12 protein-coding genes and 1 pseudogene are annotated in these 12,621 nt (G+C 49.6%); 11 read left to right on the forward strand and 2 right to left on the reverse strand.

Annotated elements, in window-relative coordinates; translation table 11 throughout:
- Positions 1 to 58: 58 nt before the first annotated feature.
- The 10 genes from F1593_RS16320 (at position 59) to F1593_RS16365 (ending at position 9,755) form a co-directional block, all read left to right on the forward strand.
- Complete coding sequence (locus F1593_RS16320; protein WP_149402629.1) at positions 59 to 814, forward strand: response regulator transcription factor; 756 nt, start codon at positions 59 to 61, stop codon at positions 812 to 814.
- A gap of 2 nt (positions 815 to 816) precedes the next feature.
- The gene (locus F1593_RS16325) at positions 817 to 2,433 is read left to right on the forward strand and encodes a sensor histidine kinase (RefSeq protein ID WP_149402630.1); all 1,617 of its coding nucleotides are present in this window, start codon (positions 817 to 819) and stop codon (positions 2,431 to 2,433) included.
- 141 nt (positions 2,434 to 2,574) lie between these two features.
- Positions 2,575 to 3,843, forward strand: coding sequence for a GAF domain-containing sensor histidine kinase (locus F1593_RS16330; protein ID WP_149402631.1), 1,269 nt, complete (start codon positions 2,575 to 2,577; stop codon positions 3,841 to 3,843).
- Between the two features lie 229 nt (positions 3,844 to 4,072).
- Positions 4,073 to 4,312 (forward strand): hypothetical protein, encoded by a 240-nt coding sequence (locus F1593_RS16335; protein ID WP_235932602.1) that lies wholly within the window; start codon positions 4,073 to 4,075, stop codon positions 4,310 to 4,312.
- A gap of 16 nt (positions 4,313 to 4,328) precedes the next feature.
- Positions 4,329 to 4,781 carry a hypothetical protein gene (locus tag F1593_RS16340; protein ID WP_149402633.1) on the forward strand — a complete coding sequence of 151 codons (453 nt, stop codon included), beginning with the start codon at positions 4,329 to 4,331 and terminating at the stop codon, positions 4,779 to 4,781.
- A 186-nt stretch (positions 4,782 to 4,967) separates the two neighbouring features.
- On the forward strand, positions 4,968 to 5,576 hold the full coding sequence (locus F1593_RS16345; protein ID WP_149402634.1) for an IS607 family transposase: 609 nt from the start codon (positions 4,968 to 4,970) through the stop codon (positions 5,574 to 5,576).
- Positions 5,554 to 6,795: an RNA-guided endonuclease InsQ/TnpB family protein gene (locus F1593_RS16350; protein ID WP_149402635.1), complete on the forward strand. Its 1,242-nt coding sequence runs from the start codon at positions 5,554 to 5,556 to the stop codon at positions 6,793 to 6,795. Before F1593_RS16345 ends, F1593_RS16350 begins: the two co-directional genes overlap by 23 nt.
- A 28-nt stretch (positions 6,796 to 6,823) precedes the next feature.
- Positions 6,824 to 8,416: an acyl-CoA carboxylase subunit beta gene (locus tag F1593_RS16355; RefSeq protein WP_149402636.1), complete on the forward strand. Its 1,593-nt coding sequence runs from the start codon at positions 6,824 to 6,826 to the stop codon at positions 8,414 to 8,416.
- A 194-nt stretch (positions 8,417 to 8,610) separates the two neighbouring features.
- A complete protein-coding gene (locus F1593_RS16360) occupies positions 8,611 to 9,231 on the forward strand; it encodes a TetR/AcrR family transcriptional regulator (protein WP_149402637.1) in 621 nt (206 codons plus the stop codon).
- Between the two features lie 173 nt (positions 9,232 to 9,404).
- Positions 9,405 to 9,755 carry a cupin domain-containing protein gene (locus F1593_RS16365; protein WP_172632172.1) on the forward strand — a complete coding sequence of 117 codons (351 nt, stop codon included), beginning with the start codon at positions 9,405 to 9,407 and terminating at the stop codon, positions 9,753 to 9,755.
- A 231-nt stretch (positions 9,756 to 9,986) separates the two neighbouring features.
- On the opposite strand, the gene pgeF is transcribed toward F1593_RS16365, so the two are convergent.
- Together pgeF and F1593_RS16375 are read right to left on the reverse strand one after the other, a co-directional pair.
- Positions 9,987 to 10,895, reverse strand: a complete 909-nt coding sequence (gene pgeF, locus F1593_RS16370) for a peptidoglycan editing factor PgeF (RefSeq protein ID WP_149402639.1) — start codon at positions 10,893 to 10,895, stop codon at positions 9,987 to 9,989.
- A gap of 169 nt (positions 10,896 to 11,064) precedes the next feature.
- Positions 11,065 to 11,838: an LCP family protein gene (locus tag F1593_RS16375; protein WP_149402640.1), complete on the reverse strand. Its 774-nt coding sequence runs from the start codon at positions 11,836 to 11,838 to the stop codon at positions 11,065 to 11,067.
- A 14-nt stretch (positions 11,839 to 11,852) separates the two neighbouring features.
- On the opposite strand from F1593_RS16375, the pseudogene F1593_RS29305 reads away from it, so the two are divergent.
- Positions 11,853 to 11,996, forward strand: a pseudogene (locus F1593_RS29305) (IS3 family transposase); the annotation flags it as partial.
- Positions 11,997 to 12,621: the final 625 nt, after the last annotated feature.

Below are 12,621 nucleotides of genomic sequence, written 5' to 3' on the forward strand. Positions count from 1 at the left end.
TCGTAAGGGTATGCTACTATAAATTTTGAATGATCATGATTCCCCAGGAGTGCAGTTTATGTCGCAAAAAATTCTGGTTATTGAGGATGAAGAAGGTATTATTCATCTCATCAATCTCTATCTTAAAAATGCGGGCTATACAGTTGTGATCGCGAAGGACGGAGCGGATGGTTTGGCGCTCCATGCGCGTGAGAAGCCTGATCTGGTGGTGCTGGATATTATGTTGCCAGCCATCGATGGTTTTGAGGTGTGCCGGCGTATTCGAGCCTGGTCACAAACACCTATTCTGATGCTCACTGCGCGTGGGGATGAAGATGATCGGATCGCTGGTCTGGAGATCGGGGCGGATGATTATCTGGTCAAGCCTTTTAGTCCCCGTGAACTGGTGAGCCGTATACGTGCCATCCTGCGCCGTACGGGGAATCAAGGAACCGAGGAGGCGCAGCCTAAGTCCTCTACTGAGGAGCGTGAACGTGTCAGCGAGGGCATGTTAATTTTTCCGGGGCTGACGATTGATATGCTGGCGCGGCGCGTCGAAGTCAAAGGGCGTGAAGTTGCGCTGACCCCCACCGAGTTTGATCTCCTGGCTCTCCTGGCCCAATCGCCCAATCGAGTCTTTACCCGTGAGGTTCTGATGAATAAGGTATGGGGATATGATTATCTGGGGGATGGGCATACCATTGATGTGCATATGAGCGCGTTGCGTAAGAAGGTCGATGTTGATCCAGGACAACGGTATATTAAAACCGTTTGGAGTGTAGGCTATCGTTTTGAATTTAAGCTGCCCATACATACAGCTTCACAGGGGAAGTAACGATGCGTATTCGCTGGTGGAAAAATATTCGTTGGCGTCTGGCGCTGGGCTCGGCGCTGATTGCGTTGGTATCAACTGGCCTGTTAGCCCTGACGACCATCCTCGTGATTGAGTATTATTATAGCGTTGATTTGCAATCACATCTGGGCTCACTGGTGCAGGATAAAGCGCAAAGCGTCGGTATCCTCTATGAACATAATCACCTGACGCATCCTGAGCGCACTACGTTAGAAAATCTCAAGCGCTCGGCCAATGGCGTGATGAATGCAAACACAGATAAAATCAGCCATGATCCTGAGCATCTTTATCTCTTTTTGAATGATCAGGGGAGGCTCATTTATCCACTTGGTATTACCCGCAACAGTGCATTCACAGCTCTGCGCGCCTTCTTTTATCCTTCGGATTTAACCCATCTCAGTGCGGATCAAGCCCGGTTACAGAATGCGATCAAAAGTGCATTAAAGGGAACGTCCGCTGATGGGAGCCTGGGTCGGCAAACACCGGTGAATACCTCGTTACCATTTGCCGTGGCTCCAATTTTTGGAGGTGGAAGGAATGATGGTTCGAGTGCACCCATCGGGGCTGTGATTGCCACACCCTTTTCCACTGCCATACCAGGTTTTGTGAGTACTGCCGGTGTCGCGGTGCTGATTGCAACCCCTATTATTGCTTTGTTGGTTGCCGCTGCCGCCATTGCCTATTCTCAGACGATTACCCGGCCTCTGGCAAGGCTCACGCAGGCATCGCGTGTTCTGGCCGCTGGCGACTATGACACGCAGGTCAGCGTGGATGCGCCGGGCGAACTGGGTGAACTGGCCCATAGTTTTAATGAGATGGCGACCCAGTTGAAAAGCGATGTCGATGAACTGCATAAGCAGGAAGCCTGGCGGCGTGAACTGATTATGAATATCACACATGATCTGGCGACTCCACTGACCGCGATTGCAGGACTGGGTGAGGCACTGGTAGATGGTATTGATCAGAGCCATGAGGATTATGAGGCGACGGGTCGCATTATCGTTCGTGAGACATTGCGGTTGCGCCGCCTGGTCCAGGATCTGCATGTGATGGCGAAAGTAGAGGCCAGAGCATTACAACCCAAATTGAAGCCGCTCCGTCTGGCAGCTCTGATAGATGAGACATTTGCGACGCTGGCAACCGAGTTTGAGCGCCGCCAGATAGAACCTGTAAATAGCGTTTCTTATAGTTTACCCCTGATCGAGGCTGATCCGGATATGCTAACCCGCGTCTTCTCGAATCTCTGCAATAATTCTTTCCACTATACGCCAGCAGGTGGTAAGGTGATCATCGATGCGCAGCAGCGCGATAGCTTGTTAGTTGTCTCTGTGATGGATACAGGCGAAGGTATACCAGAGGATGCATTGCCGCGTGTTTTTGAGCGCTTTTATCGCGTCGATCATGCTCGTCAATCCCATATCGGCGGGAGTGGTCTGGGACTGGCGATTGTGCAGGCGATTGTTGAAGTGCATGGCGGGAAGGTCTGGGCCGAAAGCCGACCGGGTATGGGTGCGTGTATCTCTTTTATCCTGCCATTGCAGACGGTAGATGATACGCAACCTCCCCAACCATTGCTGCAGAGTCAAATGCGTTTGTCGTAATTGCATAGCCTATCGGAGCTGTTCTCTCGACCACATTATACATCAATGATATACTATAACTCATGACGTTCAATAGATACACATGTTTTGTCGATAAGGAAAAGAAAGCTATATTTTTAGTAGAGAAGTGAAGAGAAGCGGATGAATTCGCATAGTGCATTTGTACATGATTGTAGGTTCCTGGAAAAGGTTCCTGAGTTTTCCAATGATTCATTGCCCCTACTGCAGGCAGTACAGAAAATTGTGCGGAATGTGAGCGCTTTATTTCCTTCTGCCTGCTGTACTATTGCTCTGCTGGTGCAGTCCGGTACCTCGTTACTGTCCTTCTCTTCTACTCAGACCGTCTCTGATGGTTGGCTAGAGGTGCCTTTTCGCTATGGCGAGGGTGTTGCCGGTTGGGTGGTCCAGCATGCGGAGCCACTGGCTACCGATGATGCCACCGTGTTGGATGGTTGCGTGACGACCTCTTTATTTGCTGTTCCTTTGTTATATGAGCAGATCTGTATTGGTACTCTGACTATTACGTACTCTGACAGGATCGCCTTTGATGCTGCTGCTCGCCAGTTGTTGACTGTGCTGGCAGATCAAGCATCTTTGACCATTTGGAGTGTGCAACAGGCGAATGCACAGCATATGGCGACACGTTCCAGGGCGAATTTTTTATCGATGCTGACGCATGAATTGCGTTCCCCTCTGAATGCGATCAATGGTTATTTGGAATTGACTCTCTCCGGTGTTGGCGGCGATTTAAATGAGCAGCAACGGGACTTTGTGCAGCGTGCGCGTGCCAGTAGCGAGAATCTGTATGCCCTGCTGGAAGATCTGTTGCTGATTTCGCGCGCCGATGCAGGCCAGATGCGCCTTAATCGCGAAATAATCCGGCTACCAGAGATTATTGAGAACGCGGTTGAAGAGCTAGAGTTAACGGCAGCAGATAATGGTATTCAAATCCATGTGGCTATTGAGCCAGACTTTCCTCATCTGTATGCTGATGCGGTTCGTTTACAGCAGGTCTTGCGCAACCTTATCAACAATGGCCTCCAATTTACCTCCGTTGGTGGCGAGGTAACAATTACCGCCTCTGTTATCGAGACAGGACATGCTCTGTCCTCATCATCCAGATCTGATTTTGCTGCTGAGGATGTCGAGGATGATGACGATAGCATGGAGCGTATGGTCAGATTGCAGGTACAGGATACCGGTTGTGGAATTGCCCCGGAATTTCAGCAGCAGATCTTTGAGCGCTTCTTTCAAGCTCCCAATGAGCGTGTAGGGCATGCTGGCGGACAGGGCTTAGGGCTGGCAATTATCAAAATGATAGTGGAATTACATGGTGGAACTATTTCTGTTGAAAGTGTTGTTGGACAGGGAAGCACCTTTACCTGTCTTTTGCCGTGCCTGTTAAGTTAGATGTAACCTCGCGAATCTACTCTTAAATTCACCTCCCTGTTCAATAACCAGAACAGTTTTTCCGATATATTTATGGCTGCTTAATACATTGCCCTTGACGCGCTTATGTTTGCGTGCTATGCTCAAATTGTTCCAATACGTTCCTTGCTGTTGAGAAGCCAGGAAATCGGGCTCGGTAAGGAAGCTTCGATTGAAGCTTTTGTACAGGAGAAGGAGACAGACTGTGGGTATGCTACGAGTCATGTCCCGCCGTGGCGATGATCGGATCACCTGGGATGCCCAGAAAGTGGAGACACACGATCCAGAAGCGATGGCGGCTATTCACGAGGCTGAGCGCATCTTTATGGACGAGCGCAAAAAAGGGGCCACCGCCTTCAAAGTAGAGCCAGGAAAAACTGTAGAGCGTATCGACAAGTTTGATCGTACCGCCGAGCAAATTGTCCTCGTCCCTCGCGTTGTCGGTGGGTGAGGAGTAGAGGCAACCTATGTTGGAAACGCTGAGTTTATTCCTCGGTATCTGGCTGTTGTTTCTCTTGCTCGCGATTTACTACCTGTCACAATCTCCAGATGGCAGTGTTGGACGTTTACGTGAATCGGTGAGTGAGCACCTCTCAGCTGAGAGTCGAGCCAAGGCCCTTATGCGCGAGATGCTCTCCGAGAATCAATATCAGCAACTGATCAAGTTCGGATACCTTGAAGTACCGAGTCCGACAATCGATAGTCGCGTCTATCGCATTCCAGGTGGAGGTGGTCTGGTAAAGGTGTACGAACGCGGCTGCGCAGTAATGGAGCTATGCTTACAGCCCGCTGAGCCACTTCCTGATGGCGATGTAGTGGTTCTGCATAAGTTGATGATTGAGGCCAACGAGCAAGAGTATTTGCAAAAGGCGAATCATTTTGCCCCTGGTATAATTTCACTGCGTTGCCAACATCTGTAAAAAAATTCTTATGCAAGCTACGGCGCCTGGTCTGAGCTCTGTGTATATAATCTGTTAGGCCGCATGCAGGATGATTTCTCTGATGTCATCTCATGTGGCCCTGTCTATTTTTGGATCTGTATGTGATGTCAATGGAGAAATAAAAACAGCATTGACTTATGCACCCAATTATGTTAATTTGTGTGCATGTTAAACACATATAATATACAATCGTTTGGGAAACTTATCGGTAAGTCTACCAAAACATTACAGAAGTGGGATCGTGAGGGGAAGCTGGTTGCTCATCGGTCTCCACAATCTAATCGACGCTACTACACACACGATCAATACCTTGAGTATCGAGGATTGAAAGCGGCTGACAAAGGACAGACCATCGTGTATGCCAGAGTATCAGGGGTTGCACAAAAGCCTGATTTGCTCAATCAGGTTGAGGCATTGAAAAGGTATTGCCTGGCGCATCATCTCAAAGTTGATGAGTGGTTACAGGATATCGGCAGTGGACTTAACTACAAGCGCAAGAACTTTAATTACCTGATGGAACAGGTTGAACTAGGCAATGTCAGGCGGATGGTGATTGCACATCGTGATCGTTTAGTGCGTTTTGGGTATAGCTACTTTGAGGCATTTTGTGGACGGCACAATTGTGAGATTGTGATAATCAATGGCGATACATTTTCACCTGAGCAGGAAATGGTTCAGGACTTGATCGCTATAACCACTGTATTCTCTGCAAGGCTTCATGGGCTTCGATCCTATAAGCGAGGGATTAAAGATGCTGCTTTGCACAAAGATTAGGCTTGAAGTCTCCGATCAAGATGCTGCAACGCTTGAATTTATGCAAGGAAAATGCCGTGGTCTTTACAATTGGTGGGTCATGCGGTTGCGCGATGGTGAAAAGTGGAATCTCTACGAAGCCAAAAAGAGCCTCCAAGAGAGCAAACAGCACGATCCTGAGTTACGACAGGTGTACGGCAAGCTCTTGCACGAAGTGTATTTTCGTCTTGACGGAGCGATGCAAGCCTTTTTCCGTCGCGTCAAGGCAGGTGAAACGCCGGGGTTTCCCAGAGTGCGACCGCGGCATAGTTTCTTTACCCTGTGTTATCCAGCCATGTATATCAAAATTGAGGGGAAGGTGATAATTCTGCCTACGGGAGGAAAAGGCAAGAAGAAACACTACCCCAACGTTCAAGCTCGATTTACCGAGGAACCGCCTCCAAATTTTAAAGAGGTTGCTATTAGTCGAGATGCCAGAGGAAACTACTCTGCCTCCTTTGTAGCTGAACAGCCAGAAGAGACCTGCAACACAGATGGTGTTGTTGCCTTTGATTTGGGCATCAAGACGCTGGCAACAGGCGTCAATACCGATGGTACGTTTTATCACGTTGGCGGCTTCAAGGGGGGACAGTGGTATAACCGTCAACTCGATAAGATCCGCTCCAAGCGCGACAAATGTAAAAAGAAGTCGAGACGCTACAAGCATCTGAGTAAGGTGTATAAGCGCGTTTCGCAAAAGAAGCGCGATAAACAGAGGGATAGCCTCCATAAGGCATCCCACCTCGTTGCACGACGAATGGTTGAGAGAACCGTCGTCGTGGGTAATCTTTCCCAGAGACAAATGGTCATGAAACAGCATGTCGAGCGCAAGAAGTATCTCAATCGAGCAGTTTTCAACGATTGGGGGCTCTCCACCTTTATTGAGATGCTGAAATACAAATGTTCATTGTACGGGAAAGAGCTTCACTTTATAGATGAGCGCAACACTTCGAAAATGTGCAGCGGGTGTGAGCACCTTCAAGCTATGCCGCTGTGGAAACGGACGTATTGTTGCGTGGAATGTGGACTCGTCATGGATCGAGACGACAATTCTGCCGTGAACATCCTTACGAGGTTCCTTGCGGGGCTCCCGCCACACACTCCTATTGTGGAGTGCGGTGTATTGCAGGCGGATCAAAACAGCGTAGAAGTCAAAGAGGCTTCCTGTCCGGTTCAAGTGCAACAACTAAGTATGTTTTAACACATTTTAGAAAGCAGATGAGCCTAAGATGACTACGGATGAACGAAGCCCACAGGAAATGTCTGATGTGAAGAGTACGCAGGAGAAGATTGCTGAATTGCATGCCTTGCGTACGGAAGCGTTACGCGGTGGCGGCGAGAAGCGCATTGCCACTCAACATAAAAAGGGAAAATTGACGGCCCGTGAGCGTCTGGATCTCTTACTTGATCCAGGGAGCTTTAATGAACTGGATATGTTTGTGACGCATCGTGCCAGCGATTTTGGTCTGGATGCACAACGTATTCCCGGCGATGGTGTGGTGACAGGTTATGGGAAGATCGATGGCCGTCTGGTCTATGTCTTTTCGCAGGACTTTACGGTCTTTGGGGGATCACTCTCGGAGGCGCACGCGGAAAAGATTTGCAAGGTGATGGATCTGGCGATGCGCAACGGGGCACCTGTGCTGGGCTTAAACGATTCTGGCGGCGCACGTATTCAGGAGGGTGTAGTTAGTCTGGGTGCGTATGCTGATATTTTCTTACGCAATACACTTGCCTCGGGAGTGGTGCCACAGATCTCAGCGATTATGGGACCCTGCGCGGGTGGCGCGGTCTATTCACCAGCAATCACCGACTTTATTTTTATGGTTGAAGAGACTAGCTATATGTTTGTGACCGGCCCAAATGTTCTGAAATCAGTCACCCATGAGGATGTCAGTTTCGAGGATCTGGGCGGCGCTCAGGTGCATAATGGTGTCAGTGGGGTGGCCCATTTTGCCTGTCCCGACGAACCTGCTTGCATGCGTATGATCCGCCAGCTCCTCAGTTATCTACCGTCTAATAATCTCGATGATCCTCCCCGCATCACGCCGACCGATGTGCCTGATCGGATCGCATCCTCGCTCAATCAAATTATTCCTGACCATCCTGGCAAGCCATACGATATGCAGGAAGTGATTCAACAGATTGTGGATGATGGCGTCTTCTTTGAGGTTCAGGAACGCTTTGCTCCCAATATCATTGTTGGCTTCGCACGGCTGAATGGTCGCTCGGTGGGTATCATCGCGCAGCAGCCGCGCTCCCTGGCGGGCGTCCTGGATATCAATGCCTCGGATAAGGCCGCACGCTTTGTACGCTTCTGCGATTGCTTCAATATCCCATTGATCACGCTAGAGGATGTCCCCGGCTTCTTACCTGGTGTAGGACAGGAACACGCGGGCATTATCCGCCACGGCGCGAAGCTACTCTATGCCTACTGTGAGGCCACGGTGCCCAAGATTACGGTGATTACCCGCAAAGCCTACGGCGGTGCCTATGATGTCATGAGTAGCAAACACATTCGCGGCGATATCAATTATGCCTGGCCTACCGCTGAGATAGCCGTGATGGGTGCGGAAGGCGCGGTCAATATCCTTTTTAAGGATGAGATAGAACGGGCGGCTGATCCTGAATTGCGACGTAAAGAGTTGATTACCGAATACAATGTCAAATTTGCCAATCCCTATATCTCCGCCAGCCGAGGCTATATCGATGAGGTTATTGAGCCTGCCTATACACGCATCAAATTAATCAGCGCGCTGGAGATGCTCAAGAACAAGCGGGACACCAATCCTCCTAAGAAGCACGGCAACATTCCACTGTAATAGCAGGCGTGAGATGAAGCTATACATTTGGTCGCCTGGCTATGCTGTAATTGAAACCACGCGTGCCCTTAATGCCCATTGCGTAATGCTAGCAAGAGGTCACAATCTTGCTAGCACTTTTTTTGCTGCTATGGCAGCATAAATCATAGAGAAGCCACTTGCAATTGCTATCAAAGTTATGGTATGTTAATTGCATGAGCAAGCAACAAAACAAAACTGACCAATCAGAAGAACTGCAAATGACCAGGGAGCGCATTATTGCCGCTACCTCTAAGGTGTTGGCCGAAAAAGGATATGATGCGACAACCCTGCGTGAGATCTCGCGTGAGGCCCAAGCTGCGCCCGGACTGGTGCATTACTACTTCGGTGGTAAGGATCAGTTGCTGGTTGAGGTGTTGCAAGAAGCTGGTCAGCGTTTCAACCAGACGATGAAACTGCTCGTCCAGGAGGTGCCCGCCGACCAGGCGCTAGATGCTTTTCTGACAAAACTGTATGAGCGTGTTGGTCAGGAACCAAATGTGTATCGCCTGCGCTACGAATCGTTCTCGCTTGGCTTACATAATCCACTCATCGAGCCGAAGGTGCGGGAACGGCTGGCACAGCGGCGCGAGGAGATTGGCTCTGTGATGGCGAAAGTATTGGAGTCTGATACAAAGGGTTCAGCTATCGATCCCAATACCCTGGCGTCTCTGCTGCTCCCTCTCTTTGATGGGCTGGCGTTGCAAAAGATCATGGACCCTACCTTCGATCTCGATGCCTCCTATCAATTGCTCGCACGCATGTTGCACAGTTTACTTTCACATGCTGGAGAGTAGATACTTTTTTTATAAGTCTTATTGCTTGCTCGAATAAGCAATAAGCATCGATGATTTGGAGAAAGGGAATTTTTATGGATGTTGTGGTACTAAAGGCGGGAGAAGGACGTATTATTCCACTTGGTCCTATTTAGATGATCGTGCAGGAGGACGGGACGCATACGCGGAGAACATTGGGCATAGCCGAATTTACTATCCCTCCTCATGCTCCAACCCCACCTCTCCACGTGCATCATGCGCACGAAGAGGTTTTTAATATCCTTGAAGGCGAGTTGGAATTTATGGTTGGGACAGAAAAGCTGCGGGCCAGCCAGGGGGATTTCATTATGGTCCCCATTGGAGCCATCCATACGTTCGACAATCTAACTAACAAGCCTGCTCGTTTCCTGAACACATTTACACCTCCACTTTATATTGACTACTTTGAGGAATTGAGCAAGCTGATGCAGGAATCTACACCCGCTGATCCCAGGCAAATGGTCGAGCTGATGGCCCGCTATCAAACAGAGGTTATTGTGTTGTAGGCATTGCACGGAGCGCAGTGTAGGCCAATGCTCCCTTGCTCGTACGATTATCTCACCCCAACGCATCTCGAATGTCCCCAGCACCGATATTGAGGGAGGAATAGGGGAAATAGAGGAGCGGGAGAGCGCACCTCGGTTGCGACCTCGGCACGCACCTACACTTCTCCATCCTGATTCTCGGTATTTGAGCAGTATTGTGTGAAAAATGAGGCATTCTTTGCTTGTGGTGTCTTATGCTTGCTCTGGTGTGAGGGCCATGATGACTACGAAGCGTCCGGTTTTGCCCTGTTCTTTGCGATGTGAGAAGAATTGATCGGTATGGCAGCCGGTACAGATATCCATTGTTTCGATATGTTCTGGCAATACTCCAGCTTGTAGTAGTTGTTTGTGATTTGTGGCCTGCAGGTCAAGTCGCAAGCTGTTGCCGTTGGCCAGGGCCACACGCGAAAAGACGGCGGATGCCTGGACTAATGGACGGTATTCGGGCAGGGTCGGCTGGGTTGGAAAGTCTTGTCGGCCTAGAAAGATATCCTCGACCTCCTGGGAAACCTCATAGCAGCAAGGTCCGATGGCAGGCGCGATACCGGCATAAATATCCTCTGGTCGGCAACCAAAGCGTGTTTGCATCTCTTCAATGGTCGCCAGCACAATCCCGCGTGCGGTTCCACGCCATCCTCCATGGGCGATGCCAAAGACGCGTTTGACGGGATCATAGACGGTGATCGGGGTGCAGTCAGCGAAGGAGAGCGCCATGGCGATATCCTGTTCCTGGCTCAGCAAGGCATCTCCCTGATGGATCGTCTCAGCCGTCCAGGGCTGCTCATAATAGGACATATTGGCCCAGTCGGTGCGCCATCCCGCGTGTCGATCAAGGGTAACCACATCAGCACCGTGAATTTGCCATAAGGTGACGCTGGGAAGAGTCGACAGATCCAATGCCTGGAGTGCTAACTGGCGGTTCTGGATGGCGTTGGTAAAGCTATCTCCTCCTCCACGTGGAGGTGCAGAGGTATTCAGGCTGGCATAGGGAGCTTTGCTCACGCCGCCATGGCGGGTAAATACTCCATGGGTAAGTTCTGGAAAGGCCTGGTAGTGGCTAAATTGCAGATAATGGACGTTCTCGTAGTGTTGCTCGATCAAAGCGGCTCCTTTGTTACAATCCCAATCCGTTTGGCTAAAAACGCTACCTTTATTGTACCATCATAGCTGTTCCAATGGCTTTTCTGTGACAGATCTGCTACCCAAAAAGAACTAGCAGGCTCCAGCCCTGCTAGTTGAATACATGGCCATTTAGGGCGTCTTGATGGTATCAAGAGCCGTTGACTTTACAGCTCTGCGTGTTGCCAAGGTTGAAAATGCGGTTGATGACAGGCTGGATATTGTCACAATTTGAAATGACGATATCCTGATCCGCGCCGGCTGAGGGATCATAAATGGTGGCGAGAGCGCCATAATTTTGATTACCAGTCCCAACGCCTAAGATGAGATGGTCAATGGGTTGGTTGAGGAGTGTGCGCCCATAATTGGCGAAGGCGAGCATTTCAGTCTCATTGAGATCTGTATAGATGCTTCCAGATACATCATTAAGAAGCTGGGTGAAATTTTCAATGATTGTAGAGGCATTGATTTTCAATTTGAGCGCTTCCAGCACCTGTTGTTGACGTTGGGTACGTCCAATATCTCCCACCAGATCAGAATGGCGGGAGCGCACATATTCCAGGGCTTGCTGACCGGTAAGATGTTGCGGTCCAGGCGTTAGATGGAGGCGTTTATAGGCATAGGTATCCCCGGAGTTGCTGCCCTTGCCTGCATCATTGGGATAGGCATCATCGACAACAGAATGCTCAACATCAATATCGACACCGCCTAATGTATCAATGATTTTGGAGAAGCCATCCAGGCCCACCCAGGCATAGCGATCAATGGTGATGCTATAATCCTGTTCGATGGTATCGCGGGCAACACGTACCCCATCATCGAATTTATTTGTTTGTTGGACCCCAAGCGAGAATGCTTGATCGATTTTATGCATGCCTATGCCATCCGGCACCGAAACCCAGGAGTCACGTGGAATGGAAACCATGGTCACCTTATTGGCAATGGAAAAAACAAGCCTTAGACAGATTCCTCACGCTGTTCTCAACACGGAGTTCTAGCCAGGAAAAAAGTGAGGAGGATCTCACGGCCACCTTGTATCAGCAGATTGGTCAGTTAAAAGTGGAGCTGGACTGGTTGAAAAAAGCCGTGCTTGATTGGTGGAGTAAGAGAGTTTGTAAAAATGCCTCATACGACCTCTCTTACTTTGTGTCTTTGTTTGTTTGTATGACCTTTCGCGAGAAGTTCATGTTGTGACAAGAGAAGTGACTAACCAGGATAAGGCTTTCAAGCAGGAAACTGCTCATAAGCAATCGCGTACTTTAGCGACCATGTGGCAGAATGACTCACCTACTCCAACAAATGAATGGAAAGAGGGAGCATGGGGAACGCCGATGCATCCGTAGGAGCCACCCTTCACGGGTGGAGGGGCATTGCCATTGCGCCCCAAAGCCGCACCAGAGCAGGCAGGAAGGAGAGCCAGTGCGAGAGGATCGTGGCCCTCCACCCGTGAAGGGCAATACCGCTTAAATAACGAGAAAAGGAAGTTTCTTTCTGGCATAATAAAAAAAACGTTACATAGATCCAGAAAGAAAATTCCTTATGCCTTTTAGAATAACGTATCTTCCTGATGATGACAAGCTTTGCCATCACATTTCCTTGCCGATGCTTGAACGTCTCTATCCTCGTGCGTTGGTTTGTGATCTCCTGAGCCAGCACCAGCGCTGGTTTTCACGTGAACGCAAGCTCAATGCCGTCGTGATGGTCTATC

It is taken from the genome of Dictyobacter arantiisoli (assembly GCF_008326305.1).
Classification (GTDB): Bacteria; Chloroflexota; Ktedonobacteria; order Ktedonobacterales; family Ktedonobacteraceae; genus Dictyobacter; species Dictyobacter arantiisoli.